General features: G+C 45.6%; 14 protein-coding genes and 1 other annotated feature. All 14 genes read right to left on the bottom strand.

The annotated features are described in order from the left end of the window. Positions 1–7 precede the first annotated feature (7 nt). Entirely contained in the window at positions 8–1108 is a 1101-nt protein-coding gene (locus HMPREF1548_RS08605) for a hypothetical protein (protein ID WP_021635589.1), read from the bottom strand. 62 nt (positions 1109–1170) lie between these two features. After that, positions 1171–2007 (bottom strand): carbohydrate ABC transporter permease, encoded by an 837-nt coding sequence (locus tag HMPREF1548_RS08600; protein ID WP_021635588.1) that lies wholly within the window; start codon positions 2005–2007, stop codon positions 1171–1173. Further along, positions 2004–2876, bottom strand: coding sequence for a carbohydrate ABC transporter permease (locus HMPREF1548_RS08595; RefSeq protein ID WP_021635587.1), 873 nt, complete (start codon positions 2874–2876; stop codon positions 2004–2006). Before HMPREF1548_RS08595 ends, HMPREF1548_RS08600 begins: the two co-directional genes overlap by 4 nt. Before the next feature lie 74 nt (positions 2877–2950). Beyond that, positions 2951–4303, bottom strand: coding sequence for an ABC transporter substrate-binding protein (locus tag HMPREF1548_RS08590; protein ID WP_035321612.1), 1353 nt, complete (start codon positions 4301–4303; stop codon positions 2951–2953). Positions 4304–4568: 265 nt separating this feature from the next. Next, positions 4569–6131, bottom strand: coding sequence for a response regulator transcription factor (locus tag HMPREF1548_RS08585; protein WP_021635585.1), 1563 nt, complete (start codon positions 6129–6131; stop codon positions 4569–4571). Beyond that, the gene (locus HMPREF1548_RS08580; protein ID WP_021635584.1) at positions 6124–7851 is read right to left on the bottom strand and encodes a cache domain-containing sensor histidine kinase; all 1728 of its coding nucleotides are present in this window, start codon (positions 7849–7851) and stop codon (positions 6124–6126) included. Before HMPREF1548_RS08580 ends, HMPREF1548_RS08585 begins: the two co-directional genes overlap by 8 nt. Before the next feature lie 360 nt (positions 7852–8211). Then, the gene (locus tag HMPREF1548_RS08575; RefSeq protein WP_021635583.1) at positions 8212–8982 is read right to left on the bottom strand and encodes a hypothetical protein; all 771 of its coding nucleotides are present in this window, start codon (positions 8980–8982) and stop codon (positions 8212–8214) included. Positions 8983–9223: 241 nt separating this feature from the next. Further along, on the bottom strand, positions 9224–10282 hold the full coding sequence (gene rsmH, locus HMPREF1548_RS08570; RefSeq protein WP_035321610.1) for a 16S rRNA (cytosine(1402)-N(4))-methyltransferase RsmH: 1059 nt from the start codon (positions 10280–10282) through the stop codon (positions 9224–9226). Positions 10283–10339: 57 nt separating this feature from the next. Continuing rightward, positions 10340–11779: a M20/M25/M40 family metallo-hydrolase gene (locus HMPREF1548_RS08565; protein WP_021635581.1), complete on the bottom strand. Its 1440-nt coding sequence runs from the start codon at positions 11777–11779 to the stop codon at positions 10340–10342. Positions 11780–11800: 21 nt separating this feature from the next. Further along, positions 11801–12511 (bottom strand): hypothetical protein, encoded by a 711-nt coding sequence (locus HMPREF1548_RS08560; protein WP_021635580.1) that lies wholly within the window; start codon positions 12509–12511, stop codon positions 11801–11803. Between the two features lie 16 nt (positions 12512–12527). Then, complete coding sequence (locus HMPREF1548_RS08555; protein WP_025488152.1) at positions 12528–13268, bottom strand: DUF5058 family protein; 741 nt, start codon at positions 13266–13268, stop codon at positions 12528–12530. 106 nt (positions 13269–13374) lie between these two features. Next, the gene (locus tag HMPREF1548_RS08550) at positions 13375–14571 is read right to left on the bottom strand and encodes an acetate kinase (RefSeq protein ID WP_021635578.1); all 1197 of its coding nucleotides are present in this window, start codon (positions 14569–14571) and stop codon (positions 13375–13377) included. Positions 14572–15160: 589 nt separating this feature from the next. Next, positions 15161–16591 carry a proline--tRNA ligase gene (gene proS, locus HMPREF1548_RS08540; RefSeq protein ID WP_021635576.1) on the bottom strand — a complete coding sequence of 477 codons (1431 nt, stop codon included), beginning with the start codon at positions 16589–16591 and terminating at the stop codon, positions 15161–15163. A gap of 138 nt (positions 16592–16729) precedes the next feature. Continuing rightward, positions 16730–17015 (bottom strand) — a binding site (T-box leader). A 350-nt stretch (positions 17016–17365) separates the two neighbouring features. Next, the coding region (locus HMPREF1548_RS29905) for a cytochrome c-type biogenesis protein (RefSeq protein WP_021635574.1) at positions 17366–17606 on the bottom strand (241 nt) is incomplete at its 5' end.

The following is a 17606-nucleotide window of genomic DNA, read 5'->3' as shown; positions in this document are numbered from 1 at the left end:
TCCTTTGTCAGAAAATATTTTTATCCCTGTTGCACTCTCTGATTACTTCGATCTCTTCCTCATCATAGGGAGTGAAATCCGAATGGAAAATATCATGCATCCACAGTCTTGTGTCAATATCCGGAAGATTTTTAATAAATTCCCAGACATAATTAAACTGTGCTTTTCCATTGACAAAGCCGAAGAAATAGCTCCCTATTTTTTCCTTTTTCCAGAGAGGAAGGTGGGTCTGAATGATACTGCGGTAGGGGCGATGCATCCATTCCGTATTAATCAAGGGCCTTCCGTATTCTTTCAGGCATTTAATGTACATGCGGGAATGTGAATAGTCTCCGTAGAAATGGAAGGTAATGATATCAGACAGCGCAATTGCTTCCTTTTCCACATCCGCATAAATTCCCGGATTCTTTAGCCAGCCGTAAGGATGTTCAGCGCCTGCTCCCCATACATCTGCAGTCAGAGGCTGTTTTACATCTTCTTCACGCATCCATGCAAAAACCTTCTTCATCAGGGGAACCGACTTTTCCAGGCGCTGGGAATTGCCTGCTTCATTCCAGATATTCCAGATCAGAATCCGATCGTCCTGTCCATACGTCTGCGCAAGCTCTTTTACATAAGCGCATACCACAGGTTCCATCTCCGGTTCATCTGTGATATCGTATCCAGTAATGTCCCCGTTTTGGGTATCCTCATCAAACGGTGTAACAGGAGTTCCACCGAAATAGCCGGGAACCGGTTCCGGCTGCGGCCCCAACACCGGCTCGGTATATTTGGATTTTGCAACACAGCAGTCATTAAACAGGACAGGCATCATAGTCATATGATACAGATCCAGGAGCGATAAGAATTCTTTGAAATTCTTCATGAAGGAATCATGCTGCACCCTCCACAGATAAAAAGGTACAAAAAAACGAATACTATTAAAACCCAGGCTTGCCGCCAGAGCAATTTCTTTTGCGGATTCCCTGAAGGCTCTTTCATGATCATATTCCTGAAGAAGCCAGATACCTCCATCCACAGCACCACTGGGAATAAAATTAAAGCCTGTAATCCAGGGCTGTGCTTTGTACCAGCTCCAGATTTCTTCTTTCGTCCATTTTTGTTTCATATACTCAAGTCACCAATCCTTTCTATATACCCCTGATTTACAAAAAATACACGGCCAGTCATTTATGATTTTACAGCTCCCGCAGTCATACCCGCCACTATATATTTCTGCGCACAGAAATATACTGCTACAGCCGGAATCATAGATAGAATAGAAGCTGCAAACGCCAGATTAATATTGCTGGTATATTCTCCGAAAAAGAAGAACTGCATGAGAGGAAGCGTTTTTACTTCATCCTTCTGTACCATAATCAAAGGCAGGAAAAAGTCATTCCAGGAAGCCAGGAAGCACAGAACTACTACCGTCATGGTGATTGGCTTAAGCAGCGGGAAAACAATACGGATAAACACCTGATAACGATCACAGCCATCGATTCTTGCAGCTTCCTCCAATGCAATAGGAACGCTCTTGATAAACCCTGCGTACAGAAAAATATAGTATCCCATATACACGCCAAGTTCTGTAAAAATCAGTCCCCACAGTGTACTGAGCGCATGCAGGGAATACAGTTCCCTGTAAAGGGGAAACATGATGGTCTGAAAAGGAATCAGAATAACCATCTGAAAGAAATAAAAAATAAAATTGTAAAATTTGTTATTTTTCCTTGTAATAATATAAGCGCTCATGGAACAAATCACGACAATCAGAAGCACAACACAAACTGCTACAATAGCGCTGTTTTTCACAGAGTTGAAATAGTTTTTCAAGGCAAAGGCATCCTTGAAATTCTGAAGATAAAGCGTTGTGGGAAATGCCAGCTTGGTTTTTGCAAATTCCGTTTTGGACTTAAATGCATAACAAACCGCCACATAAAAGGGAGCCAGACAGATCAGGGCAAAGAGCCACAGGACTGCAATACGGACTGCTGTCTGAATTTTATATTTTTTTGTATGTATCATAACTCAATCTCCCTTCTTCTCAGCATTCTGGTTATCACGTTAGAAAGGATAATGCAGAAAATCAGATAAAGCACTGCTACCGTCTGTCCGTATCCAACCTTATTAAAAGGGAACAGATACTGATAAATATAATATGCCATGGATTCACTGGCATGGCTGGGTCCTCCCTGGGTGGCAACATAGGAATAATCATACATCCTCAACCCACCGGCAAGCCATAATGGGATACAATAAGTAAAGGCAGGCGCGATCATGGGGATGGTAATATTTTTAAATTTTGCCCAAAAACCCGCTCCGTCGATGGTCGCCGCCTCATAATAATCAGAAGATACCCCTTTCAGGGCCGCCAGGTAAATCATCATGGCAAGTCCAACCTCTTTCCAGATTGCCATCGCACACAAGCCCAGTAATACGGTCTTCTTGGAAATCAGAGGGCTGGGCCAGCCAAGCATTCCAAAAAAATCGCTGTAAACATACATCCACATATAAGATACCAGTACCAGGCTGACAATCAGGGGAATGAACACAATGCTTTTGATAACATTAACGCCCTTAAATTCTTTTTCCACCATCATAGCCAGACCCAGTCCCAGCGCATTGATCAAAACCATAGTCACCAATGTAAAAATCGCAGTGTTACGGATTGGCAATAATAAATCTTTGTCCTGGAAAACGGTAAAATAGTTCTTGAGTCCCACATAGTTAATATTCTTTGACATTCCGTTCCAGTCCGTAAAGGTATAGCGGATTCCGGAAATCAACGGAATAATTATTATTATAATAAATATGACAAGGGACGGAAGAAGGAAGCTGAAATCCTTCGCCTCATTTTTAATCCACCTTTTTTTCTTATCACTCAATTTCGCCATAAATCTACCCTTCTCACTTATTTAAAAGGGGCATCGAGCGCAGCCGATGCCCACAGTTTTATGCCAGGTACAGATTACTTTCTTGCAGCTGCAAAACCTTCATCCATTTCCATGATAAATTCCTCATTTGTCATTTCATCATCCATTGCGAAGTCGCGGAGGGAATTGGAATATACTGTACTGAACTGACCAGTGAAGTTGGAAACAGAAGACCATGCAGTGGTTTTCTTTGTGGCAATCTCTTTGGCGATATCCTGAGCTGCCTGGGGCAGAGTATCGCATTCCACCCCTTCCAGTGCGCTCAGCTGGGAGGCGGTGCCGCACCATTTGGAGTTTACTTCTGCTCTGGTTGCATATTCAAGGAATGCAAGAGCTGCTTCTTCATTGGGGGTTCCTTCAGAAATCATCCAGGAATCGTCAATGCTGACAGGAACGTAGCACTCATCTGCATTTTCCTCGGAAGGGTAAGTAAATCCTCCGTAATTTCCATCCGGATTATAATCAATAATAGCACCAAGGCCCCAGGTTCCAATGATAATCATACCGGTTTCCCCGTTTGCAAACATCTGCTCTGCTCTGGCAGTATCGATGGTCTTGCAGTCGGAATTCTGATAATTGAGCATAATCTCTCTCCACTGATCAAGAGCTTCGGAGTATCCGGGATAATCGGCAAGACTCGCGCCGTCCATCAGTTCCTGTGCGTTATTTTGTGCCTGATTCCACTTGGAACCATAATAAATGGTATACCAGTTTGCACCATAGGCGATATCATCCTGGTAACCAGCTGCACAGGGTGTTATACCGGCAGATTTCAAAGCTTCACAGGTCTCAATGAATTCAGAATAGGTAGTGGGAACGGACAGTCCCTGTTCGTCAAAAATGTCTTTGTTGTAGAATACTACATTGGCCATCTGATCCAGAGCCACGCCATATACACCGTCATTATAGGTAACGCAGTTACGGGAGCTTTCAGACAGTCTGCTGATAAAATCCTCTCCGCTCAGATCTTTGATCAGACCGTTGTCAATCAAATCCGTATACGATTTGGGCTGTCCGAAAATAACATCAGGAGCCTCATCTGTAGAAAATCTAAGCTTGATTACATCTGAATAATTATCCATTGCCATGGCTTCTACATTTACCGTTATGTTGGGATATTCCTCTTTAAAGCCCTCTACAAGCCCATCCAAGGCAGCCAGCTTGGCAGTTTCTGTCAGATAATGAATAATATTAAGTTCACCTGAAATATCCGCAGACTCTGTGGAAGCCTCTGCGGTTGTCTCCGCAGTAGCAGTGGACTCTGCAGCGGCCTTTGCTGGCTCTGCAGCAGGTTCCGATGTAGTGGCACCTGTACTCGAACCACATCCTGTAAGCAGAGACAGCATCATAACTGCGGATAGCAACATACTGACAACTTTACGCTTCATAATAAATCCTCCTAGTTTATTTAACATAATTGTTTGAAAAAACTACGATCGCTTTTCAAAAACCGTAATGTTTTTTCTTTTGTTTTCTTGATATATATATTTTAGCAGTACTTAGAGAAAATAAAAATTTCAGAATTCTATCATTTTCCAAGAAAGAATAATATAAAATTTTGCCTTTTTATAACAAAATTTTATCATCCGTCACAATCTGTTAAATAAAGCAGGCCTGTGCAGTAAATGCACAGACCTGTACTGTAGCGGTGTCCTAATGGTATTCCTTCGGAGAATAACCGGTGATTTTTTTAAATACCTGATAAAAGTATGCATAATTGGAAAATCCGACGATTTCTGCAATTTCATAAACCTTTAAATCGCCCTTTTGAAGAAGTTTCTGCGCTTTTTGGATTCTGATTTTATTCAGAATGTTTACAAAGGATTCGCCGGTTTCCTTCTTTAAAACTCTACAAAGATGGCTCTCTGAAATACCGGCATCTTCTGCCACATCATATAAAGTAATATTCTCCATATAATGTGTATTTATAAAATCCAGAACCTTTCTCCCCTGACAGGACATCTGGCTGTTTTCCTTTTGAATCCGGCCTATGGTCTGTGCTGTATAGGTTCTGATGTAGGAGATAATACTTTGCATGCTGTCAATTTTATGCATATCCTCCAGAATGGTTTCCATGGATTTTAGAGAGCAGTCTCCGGTATTGCGTTCCTGCATACTGCAGGTAATGGTAAAGGCTATCTGCATAAAAATATTTTTAACATATTTCACATCATAGCAAGTCTCCTGCAAAATCAATTCAATAAATTCTTCCAGATAATTAGTAAAATCCCAAGGTTCCGTATATAATATCCGAAACATATCCTGCATTTTTCTACTGAGCATATATTCATTCCGGAAACTTTTGCTTGTAATACTTTTATAGTGGATTACGGTTTTATTCTCCAGGAAAAATCTGCTTTCTGCGGAAAATATCGCCTCCTCATACAGCTTTGGCAGGGCAGCCAGACTTCTTTCAGAAAAATCACTGATTCCAACAAACAGATCCGCTTCCAAGGCGCCTCCGGTATCCACAATCCGGTTTGCAATTTTAAGAGCAGCCAAATCATAGTCCCGCACGATCTGAATTTTCTGGAAAACAAGCAGAATAAGAAAACCTTCTTTTATACGGGTATGGACATATTTAAACTGATACAAAGCCTCCTGCCCGGAGAGACATTGACGAATTTGATCAGTCAGCTGCTCGATTCTTTCCGGAGATAGAAAATCTGCTGAGCTGACCAGCATCAGTTCATAGCCTGCCGGCCGCCATTCCTGCTGCAGCATTTCTTCCAGTTCGGTTACTGACCGTGTTATTCCATTAATGCTATCCTGTAACAGATGTCCAGCCCAATTCTCATAATCAGAACGAAGTTTGCTGCGCATAACGGCTGTCTGTCTTTTCCGGTTCAGTTCTTCTCCGGCACGCTTTAAAACTGTTTTCAGAGCCTCGTTATCCAGGGGCTTAAGCAGATAATCAAAAGCTCCTATTTTCAGTGCAGTCTGGGCATAGGAAAACTCATCATACGCCGTGAGAAAGATAAAGATTATGTTTTCTTTTTTCTCCAGAAGTTGTTTTGCTACCTCAAGGCCAGTCATCCCCGGCATATTGATGTCCAGAATAGCAATATCCGGGTGGTACAAAGAGATCTGTCTCAAAGCATCTACACCATTCTCCGCACATCCCACCAGCTGAAATCCCCATTCTTCCCAAGGAACCGTAACCTTCAGCGCTTGTATAGTCAAATGGTTATCATCCGCAACAATTATTTTATGCATTTTCTTCCTCACATTTTTCTAAAGGCAGTATAATTCTGACTATCATGCCGTTTCCAGGTGAACTTTCCATCTGCATGCCATATTCAGGTCCATACAGGATATGGATCCTCTTCTGTATGCTGCGGATTCCTATATGCGCCCGGTCATGTCTGGAATCCTCCTGTCCTTCCTCCGACAGAATGCGATCTATTTCCTCCTGCCGGGTTCCTTCTCCGTTGTCATATACCTCCAGTATCAGACATTTATTTTTCTTCCCGGAGGTAATTACAATAATACCATCGTCCTCAATAAGATGAAGCCCATGAATAATTGAATTTTCCACCACCGGCTGCAGAATAAGCTTGGGAACCAGATACTGTTCTGTACCTGGTTCAATGGATATATCCCATTCTAAACGGCTTCCCCCGGTCACAAGTTTCTGCAATTCCAGATAATAGCGGATATACAAAAGTTCCTCCTGCAGAGGAATTTTCTGGGTGCTTCCATTAATGGAGGCCCGCAGCAGATAGCCCAGCATATGAATGGCTCGTACAATTTCCTCCTGACCGGAAAGTTTTGCCATGGAGCTTATAGATTCCAGCGTATTATAGAGAAAATGGGGATTCATCTGAGCCAGAAGCGCATTATATTCGGCCCGTTCACGGAGTGTACTGTCCTGAGCCATTTTTTCCACACTCTGAGTCAGTTCCTCATACATAGTATTAAATTGATGGCACAAATAAGCGGTTTCATCCCCAGTGCGAGGAATAATATGATCTACAGGCTTTCCAGCATTAATATCCCTAAAACTTTTATCAAGCGCCAGAATGTTCCCCAGCATGCCCCGAAACAGATAGGCAATCACAAAAATTACGCCGATTAATACCACCAGCTCCACAATCAGAAGAATCCCGGCCAAAGATTTGGTGCGCGCCAGGATGGTACTTCTGTTTACCAAAGCTTCCAATGTCCAGCCTCGCTTGCCAACCGATGTAGATGAAATCAAATACTGGTCTCTGACAGAATCATCTTCTCCGTGCAGGGAACTTCTCAGATCTTCACTGCAATATAGCAAATAACCATTTTCATCATATATAATACTGGAAAAGTCATGTTCTCCAAGCAGCGTATGAAAATAGTCTTTATCAAAAGTCAGACAGACGACTCCTTTATAGTCCGTAGTTTCAGAATGAATATAGTGTTTAATCAGGTAAATTTCATCAGGATTATCAGGAAAACTGCGCCACAGAGTACTGCCCTGACGTGGAAACATAGTCTTATAATTATCCCGGATTTCCTGGTAAACAGTTTTTTCTTTAAAGTCCTCTAATTGCAGTTCTTCTTTGGTATCGTAAAAATAGCTGCAGGTGTACTGATCCAGAATGTAAATGCTTTTCACATTGGTACCACGCATTTTCATCAGCGTAACCAACCTTTTCAGACTTCTCATAACGTCCGCCACATAAAGATTACTCAAATCATCCTGATAGGAAAAGACAGCACAGTATTCAAGCTCTGCCACAAGTTTCTCTTCAATGGTTGAAATAAGATTATCAATATTATCTGAAAGAATCTGATTTCCATCTTCCATATAAAAAAATTCTTTTTCTGTAATATCCTTTTGGTAAATCCAATAGACTACCAGATCGGAAAAAACAATCGTGATAATTGTGGAGAGAATACAGCATAAGATCATTTTTTCCCGAATTCCCAGAAAGGGTCTCCTACGCAGTGATTTCATAATTCGTACCTCTGGCCCGGCCTTCCCCGGTGTTTAAAAATTCCATTTTATCCTGCTTTTATGATACCTTAAATCAGGTTTTAAGACAATGATCCTTTTACTTTCCCAAACAGGCTATATAATATTAAGCTTGTCAGCAACATCAAGACAAAAATTTACGGAAGGGCATCAAAAGAAAAAAGCTTTGGTATCCGTTAACTAACATATACTTTTATAGCCATCCAGCATTACCTTTATCCACCACAGAGAACAAATTCTTACCCATTTATCCACAATAATTCATCAAGCGGCAGGGAAAAATCTTTCCTGCCGCCTGAATCAAATTGAAACTATTATTATGCTGTCTTTATATCCGTACTGTTAAAGCTGTTTCCTATAACAAGAGCAGGAATATGCCTTACGGAATCCATACTCCTCGAAATTCTCACAAAGGAATGTGGCTTCCGGAACGTCAACCAATACCCTTGTAATATTATTCCTTAATGAAAAATGCAGGATATCAGCCGCCTTAAGCCTGGAACTTTTGTTTGCATCCGCTATGAATAAATGATCCCCCCGTTTGGTGCCAATTCTCTGGCGGCCGGCCTTTTCCCAGCTCCTGTTTTCCCCTTCTTGCAGCATATAAACAGGCTCTGTCCGCAATCCATCCTTCGCCTTTTCCAGAACCAGCCTTCCATCCGACGATGTCCGGGGATCCGGCTTTGCATCAATAGCCGGGGATTTTTCCACCCTTTCGGCAGTTCTGCTTTCTATAATACTTTCCGTTCTGTCCTCATTTTCACTTTCAATTCTGCCATACAAACTGAACCGATCCGCTGTTTCCTCCGTAATGGACAAATCTCCCACAATAGTACGTTCCCTGAGTATATATCGATTTTTTTCCAGACGCGAATGCAGGTAGAAGTTTGTATTCTCAGCAATCCGGAACATACATTCCGCCGATTTTTCATTACCCAGCCTTTCACAGGCCCGGATACGTTCATCCATATTATCAGGACACACATTATATAAAGGAAACACTATCAGACGGTTGCCCAGGGTTTTCAGCACCCATCCTTCATAAACCTCTGTTTCCGCTTCCTGAAACAGATTAATAATCTGTTCTTCCATCTTTACTGCCGGTTCATTCATCAGCTTCTGCTCTCCTTTTCCTGTTTGAAGCTGACTATACCATTTCTCAGCCCGGATTTCTTGTATGATATGTTCCCAATCGGTTATTTTCTCATAAATTTTCAGACAACCGGACGATTACATTTTTATAACAGTTAAGCACCCTCACAGTTATGGACAAAAAAACAGGTCCTTTGCATCCTCCCTTTTTCAAAAGGAATCACAAAAAGACCTGCTTTCATGCATTTTATTAAGCTGCCTGTCAATCCTCCTGCGCCCGGATTGCCCATCTCATCTTCGTAGAACGCGCCCTGCTGTTTCTGGCGCATTCCTCCGCTGAAGGCCGAATCACCTCTTCGGAAATCGCACTGTAAATCCCCGCCTTATAGAACTGCTTAAAGGATTTCTTCACGATGCGATCCTCCCCGGAATGGAAGGTCAGTATTGCCACTCTTCCACCGGGTGCCAATACCTGTGGAAGCTTTTCCATCAGGGCATAGAGAGCCTCAAATTCACTGTTTACATCAATCCTGAGCGCCTGGAAGGTTCTCTGACAGGATTTTTTCACCGCCTCTTTTCTCTCCGAAGCCGGGAGAAAGGAAAGAGCGTCCTCGATTGTCTGGCGCAGTTCCCCGGTCGTTTCGATATGCCCGCCTTTTTTCAGCCGGGAAACCACCTCCTGGGAAATCTCCTTTGCATAAGGCTCATCGGAATTCTCCTGAAGCATACCCTGCAGTTCATCCCGGGAAATGCTTTTCAGGCGCTGCGCCGCGCTGATGCCCTTCTGAGGATTCATGCGCAGATCCAGCGGCCCTTCTGTTTTATACGAAAAACCCCTGTCAGGATTATCAATCTGCATGGAGGAAACACCCAAATCCGCCAGTACAAAATCAAATTTCCCCGCATCCCTGGCCACCAGATCGATATCTGCAAAGTTCTGCAGCCGGATGGTAAGGATATCCTCTCCATAGCCCAGCTTTTCCAGCCGTTCCTTTGTTTTTGCCGACTCGATGGGATCCACGTCCAACGCGTAAAGATGCCCCTGGGACTGCAGGCATTTCAGCATCTCCTGTGTATGGCCTCCGTAGCCCAGCGTGGCATCCAGCCCCTTCTGCCCCGGCTGGATCTGCAGGAAATCCAGAATTTCCTTCACACAAATAGAAATATGCATTCCCGCGGGAGTGCTTCCTTTTTCAATTACCCTTGAGACGGTATCCGCATATTTTTCCGGGTTGAGCTCCTTGTATTTCTCTTTATAGTTTTTAGGATACGCGCCTGCATAGCGGACGCGGCGTTTATGCTTTTTCTCCTGATTTTCCATCCGACCCTCCTTACTTTTTATATTTACCACTCATCGCTGTACTGCTAAACAGTATCCTCAATTCCCCCGAATAATCTTCTTATAGAAATCAACTCCCATGGGAAGCGCTCCAATATAAATATTTTCATTCACGCCATGAATGCTTTCATACTGCTGCTTATTAATATAAAGCGGCGCAAAACGGATGCAGTTGTCGCATATATTTTTGTAATATTTGGCATCGGTCCCGCCGGTCATCACGTATGGGCTGACGCCGACTCCCGGATAGATTTCGTTTATGGCCTGTTCTACTTTCTTAAAGGCATCGCCTTCATAATTTACCACAGGGCAGGGATAATCCTTGTAAATAACCTCGGTTTCCAGATCATACCCCTTTGCTTTTTCAGTGATCAATTCGATGCTTTCATCCGTGGACTGGTGCGGGATAAAACGCAGGTTAGCCGTAACATAAGCCTCCTGCGGCAGCACATTCAGCCCGTCAGCCCCCTTTGCCATGGTGAAGGCAATGGTGGTATGCAGCATGGCCGCGCCCGGAGGGCTGATAACAGGCATCAGCTTCTTCAGAAGCGGTTTGAACAGCCACAGGTTGGAAAATACGAATTTCATCCCGAAGTTCATATTAGGCGTAACGCGGCGGAACATCTCCAGTACGGTAGGATTGAACTCACTGGTAAAGGGATCCTGCTTCTCCACATCCGCCATGAATTTCCCAAGCCGCACCAGGGGCGTGTTCTTTCCGGGGGCGCTGGCATGGCCGCCTTTGCCCTTTGCGATAAATTTCAGATCACCATAACCCTTTTCCAGGACGCCTACCATCGCATAGGTTCCCTTCACGCCGCCGATCGGCTCTTCCATAATCATACCGCCCTCATCGATCAAAAGGGAAAGCTTTACGCCCTGGGACTGCAGGTATTCCACTGTAAGTGGCGCTCCCTCGCCGCTGAACTCCTCCGTACAGCTGCTTGCTATATACACGTCTCCCTCCGGCTGGAAGCCCTCCGCAATCAGCTCCTCCACCGAACGGAAAATACAGTACAGGCTGCCCTTGGTGTCCACGGTGCCGCGCCCCCAGAGTTTTCCTTCCCCGTCAATATAGCCGCCAAAGGGTTCATGCTCCCAGCTGCCGTTCGCCTCCACCACATCCTGATGGCTCATAAGAAGGATCGGCTCCGCCTTTCCCTTCCCGCTCCATTTAAAAAGAAGATTGCCATTGAAAACATGTTTTTCACAGGTTTTATGCACCAGAGGGAAAAGCTCCTCCAGAATTTTGTGGAACTCATAATATTTTGTTTTATCCGAATCAAAACGGCTGGAAACGGTTTCCTTCTGAATCATTTTCGAAAGCTGTTCCCCATACTCCCTGGCCCTGGGTCCCTTATCCAGCTCCACGCTGGCAGTCATGGCCGGTGTAGGCTGCCTGCTGCACGTCCTCACAACAAGAACGGCCGCAAGCACCAAAATAATAATAAAAATCCCCAGCAATATGCTTCCTGTCATCTCACTACTCCCTCCTTATTTTTACAGCTTCCCTTTTTTGAACAGAACCCAGCCAATCAGCAGCGCCATCCCGCCTGCCGGAATCATCAGAAGGCTGGTCTGGGATATGGCCGCAGGCACCAGAACGCACAGCAGCGTCATGGACAGTACCGGAATGGCCGCGATTTTCGGACTCTTCATAAAATATTTCAATCCCAGCGCGCCGAACAGGGCGGGCACCACATTGTCAAAAGCCGGCACAAGCACGGGATTTTCCAGCACCGGGCGAAGTGGAATCATCAGAATGACTCCCGCTACGATAACCAGGGTGGTAACAATAGCGCTGGTTGCCACGCTGATGGTGGAAATAATTTCATTTTCCGGTGTTCCCACCTTTGTTTTGGCAATATCCCTGGCATTCATTGCGCAGGGGATTTTCATATTGGTAACATTTCCCGTGATAAAAGCCAGGTAGCTGCCGCCAACGCCGAGCATGGGCGTATACACCAGAAATTCAACAATGGCTACCGGGATATAGATGATTCCCACCTTGGCAAAGCCCACCAGAAAGCCCTTCAGGCTGGGTGTCACACCATTTATCGCTCCTATGACAAAAGGGACGCCTACCAGCAGGATAATGCTCACGATCAGCATGCATCTGCCGATGCGGTGAAGTCCGTTATTAAAATCCTCCAGGAAGGCCTGCTTCTGCGCCTCGTTATCCTGCAGCTGCTGCTTCTTTTTTTCTTCCATTATTTCCACTCCTCCCTCATACCAGGCTCATGATGACAGCCGCCGCCATACCCGCCAGCATACTCACCGCCATGCTGAAGTTATCCAGCACAGCAATGCCCTTTTTGTTGGTAAAATATTCGAATACCGCCATAAAAGCAGCCGATACGGCGGCCACAGCCAGAGGCACATAGTTTCCGCTGCTGGTCAGCGTGCCCACATAGGAGCCGATATAGGCGCCGCACAGTCCCACAAACATGCAGGTAGTCGCATGGTCGCCAAAGCCAGGCTTTCCTTCCGCCTTTGCCTTGGGGGCCTTCTGGATTTTGCCCAGGTATTTTTTCAGGAAAAGGATGCAGCAGATTACACCGCCCAGAATCCCAATTGTCATTACAAGAGAAATGGTTGCAAAGGCCGACATGCTCATTTCAGAAAGCTTCAGGCCGGACAGGCCGATGCTCTGCGCTGCTATTTCAGCCACGTTAAGCTCATACTGGAGCGCTCCGATAACGGACAGACGCAGCCAGGAAAAGGGCACTCCCAGCGTTCCGCTCAGGGCAATGACACCCAACAGTATGCTGATACTGGGCAGAATCGTAAAGGTGGCGCTGGAGATAATGGCTCTCTTCAGCACTTTTTTATCCATTCCGATCGCCAGGCCCGCACGGTAGCTCTTTATCAGATAAACAAAACACATTATCGTAATAAAAAGAAGGACGCCGGCAACCAGCAGGTAAAAGAATCCGGAATTTACACTTGCTATATATTCGTTGTTCATAAATACGTTCTCCTTGTAGGGAGCAGGCTGCGTTACCGGCGCTGCTCTTTTTTCAGAGAAAAGGGGCGCCGGTATGGCACCCCTCATTCTCATCAGATCATGATGCTCATTTTACAAGTCTGACTGTTTCACGGGCGATGGCCAGCTCTTCGTTGGTGGGAACCACCATGGTAACTACTTTGCTGCCCTCGTCAGAAAGGATGATTTCCTCGCCGCGCACTTTATTTCTTTCCGCATCGATGTTGGTGCCAAGGTAACCGATATATTCCCCGATCATGGCGCGCACCTCTGCATTGTTTTCGCCTACGCCGGCGGTAAATGCAATCACATCCACGCCGTTCATGGCCGCCGCATAGGCGCCGATATACTTGCCCACACGGTAAGCATAAGCCTCCAGCGCATGCTTTGCCTGCTCATTTCCCGTTTCAGAGGCCTGAACCAGGTCACGGAAATCGCTGGAATATCCATCGGAAAGTCCCAGCACGCCCGATTTCTTATTGCATACATCGATCACCTGGGAGGCTGTCATGCCTTCTTTTTCTGCCAGGAAGGAAATGATGGCGGGATCCAGGTCGCCGCTGCGGGTTCCCATAATCAGGCCCTCCAGCGGTGTCAGGCCCATGGAGGTGTCCACGGATTCCCCGTATTTTACAGCGGATACGGATGCGCCGTTGCCTAAGTGGCAAACAATGATTTTCAGATCCTTTCTGTCTTTTCCCAGGATCTCAGCCGCTCTTTTTGATACAAAATCGTGGCTGGTCCCATGGAAGCCGTAGCGTCTGATTTTATATTTCTTATAATAATCGTAGGGAAGGCCGTACAGGTATGCTTTTTCCGGCATGGTCTGATGGAAGGCTGTGTCGAATACCGCCACCATCGGAACACCCGGCATAATTGCCTGGCAGGATCTCACGCCGATAAGATTGGCCGGATTATGTAACGGCGCCAGATCATTGCAGTCCTCAATGGCCTTAATTACCTCTTCATTGATGATTACGGAACCGGAGAAATTCTCTCCTCCATGCACCATACGGTGCCCTACGGCGTCAATTTCCGTCAGGGAACGGATGACTCCTACCTTTTCGTCCGTAAGCTTACTGATAACCAGCTTGACTGCCGCTGTATGATCAGGCATTGCCGCCTCTTCCTTCACCTTTTCTCCGCCGGCCGGCTGATGGGCGATGTTGCTGCCGTCAATGCCGATTCTTTCACAGAGTCCTTTTGCAAGCACCTCTTCCCTTTCGCTGTCAATCAGCTGATATTTCAGGGATGAACTGCCGCAGTTAATAACCAAAACCTTCATCTTCCAATGTCCTCCTACAGTTTATTTCCGCGGGCCTTTAAGCCTGCCTTTGCCCCAGAGCCTATGAGAGTATTCTATCATACTTTTTTCAGGATGGGAATTATGTAAAACACCTCCTTACAGCTGTTGCATTCCCCTGTTACCGTTTCCTGACTTGGTTATTGCGGCTTCTGTACTAAATACAGAGGTATTGTATCAATAATTACAATCTTATCATCATTTTCCATAATCGCTTTCTTAATTCCCGCGTAAAAGGCTGACTTATAAGGCTCTTCCAAAGTGATATGTTCGCAATGGGTACTAATATATGATATATATTCCTCGGAAGTAAGGATTCTTTCCTTCTTCCATTTCATTATACTTCAGCACTTCACCAAAGTAAACAACGGCAAAAGATTATCGCATAATCGATAGAAATCAAATATACCGTATATGATGCAATTAATATATTAATTATCTGCTGCCGCCATGCTCCCTGTCTGCTGCAAATTTCAGACTGAAAAAGCCGGAGAATAGAAATATATTATTCCCTCCTCCAGCTTTTATCATAGGAGGCAGCCCGCAGCTGCCTATTTATAAAATTTTAAAATTAATATGCTCTTCCCCAGTAAACCATCTTTTTGGCCGGTTTTCCGCAGCAGACACATGTATCGGAAATCTGCTCCTGTTCAAAGGGCATACAGCGGCTGGTTGCTGCGAATTTTTCCTTAATGGTATCCTCGCAGGCCTGGTCGCCGCACCACATGGCCTTTACGAAGCCGGGCTTGCTGTTCAGTATTTCCTCCAGCTCCTCCATATTCCGCGCCGTATAGGTATGGGAATCCCTGTGGGCGCGGGCGCGTTCCAGCATGTCTTTCTGGATCTGCTCCAGAAGCTCCCCTGCCTTTGCTTCCAGCTCGTCCAGGGCAACCTCAATCTTTTCCCTGGTATCCCTGCGGCAGATGACACACTTTCCTGCCTCGATATCCTTAGGACCGATTTCCACACGGATCGGGATGCCGCGCATTTCCTGCTCGGAGAATTTCCATCCGGGGCTCTTATCGGAATCATCCACCTTTACGCGGAAGTTGCTCAGTCTGTCCCTGAGCTGGTAAGCGGTATCCAGAACGCCTTCCTTCTTCTGCTGGATAGGGATGATCATGATCTGGGTGGGCGCTACTTTGGGCGGCAGTACCAGCCCGGAATTGTCACCGTGTACCATGATGATCGCGCCAATCAGGCGGGTGGTCATTCCCCAGGAGGTCTGGTAAACGTATTTCAATGTATTGTCTCTGTCCGTAAACTGGATGCCGAACGCTTTCGCAAAGCCGTCTCCGAAATTATGGCTTGTCCCTGACTGCAGCGCTTTTCCGTCATGCATCAGCGCTTCGATAGTGTAGGTGGATTCCGCACCTGCGAATTTTTCCTTATCCGTCTTACGTCCCTTAATTACGGGCATGGCCAGAACCTGCTCGCAGAAGTCCGCATAAATGTTCAGCATCTGAATCGTGCGCTCCTCCGCTTCCTCCATAGTGGCATGGGCGGTATGTCCCTCCTGCCAGAGGAATTCGCGGGAACGCAGGAACGGCCTGGTTTCCTTCTCCCAGCGGACAACGGAGCACCACTGGTTATATACCTTCGGGAGATCTCTGTAGGAATGAATGTCATTTTTATAAAAATCACAGAAAAGGGTTTCTGAGGTGGGACGCACGCACAGGCGCTCCTGCAGCGGCTGAAGCCCTCCGTGGGTTACCCATGCTACCTCGGGTGCAAAGCCCTCCACATGATCCTTTTCCTTCTGCAGCAGGCTTTCCGGTATGAACATAGGAAGATATACATTCTCCACGCCGGTTGCCTTAAATCTCTCGTCCAGCTGCTTCTGGATTAGCTCCCAGATAGCGTAGCCTGCCGGTTTGATAACCATGCAGCCCTTTACGCTGGTATAATCGATCAGCTCCGCTTTCTTTACTACGTCGGTGTACCATTGGGCAAAATCTTCATCCATGGAAGTTATTGCTTCCACCAGTTTCTTGTCAGCCATTTCTTCTTCTCCTTTTCTTACAATTGCATTTGCTTTTACGGTTCAGTTCCTTCACAGCATGCATTCCGGCGCCTGTCCGGATTCTGCCGTCAAAAAAACCGCCGTTTTCCATCCCCGCCCAGACTCCCAAAACCTGGACAAAGGGACCGGAAAACCGGCGGTACCACCCTGTTTAATACGCCTTCGCGTATTCTCTCAACTGCTCCGTTAACGCCGGATTTACGTTATGCTTGGGGAAAGCATATGCCCAAAATGTAACTGTCCGTTTCCCACACAGTCACTTAAAAACAACTCTTCACGGCATGTCTTTCTTTCGCATAAGGCTCCGAGGCCGGTTGGGCCGCCGCTTTACAAAAACCTTCCACCTGTGGTTTTCTCTCTGCTGAAAAGCTTACAGCTTACTTTTCCTCTTCTTTGCCATATCTGTATACGTATTGATATTAGGCGAAATACTGGGTTTTGTCAAGCATTTAGGGTATTTTCAATCTTGCATTGTAACAGTTCAGGTTACTGTTCACTCAGTACTGTGCATTTACTGCACAGTACGTAAGAAAGTGATTCAAGAGTGCATAAATCCCATTGCCGCAGGCAATTTTTAATGGATTTATACAGTTACTGGTCACGGAGTGTACAGTAACAACAGTTCAGCCTTCGGCCGAACTGTTACTGCATCCGCCCATGATAAGTCGCCTTTGGCGAGGGGCGGATGCCTGCTGGCATTATGTTTTCTCACGGTTTGCGCAGAGAATGCGCAAACCTGCCTGAACTGTTACCTTACATTTTCAATCCTTCCATATGTTTTTCTACAAGCATTATGGCGTCATTTTCCGACAGCCCAAATCTTTTTACCAGCTTTTCAATAATCTGCTGTCTGCTTTTTCCTTCTTCCAGATTATCTGAGATAAAAATCTCTATCCCTTTTTCTATCCCCTCATTTATCCCTTTCTGCAGCCCCTTTTCGAACCCTTCTTTTTCGCCCTCCTGGCGCACATACTTCTCCCTCGCCTTCCGGTCC

Origin of the sequence: Clostridium sp. KLE 1755 (assembly GCF_000466465.2) — a bacterium.
GTDB classification, from domain to species: Bacteria; Bacillota; Clostridia; order Lachnospirales; family Lachnospiraceae; genus Eisenbergiella; species Eisenbergiella porci.
This window is presented reverse-complemented; position numbering and strand designations above follow the sequence as displayed.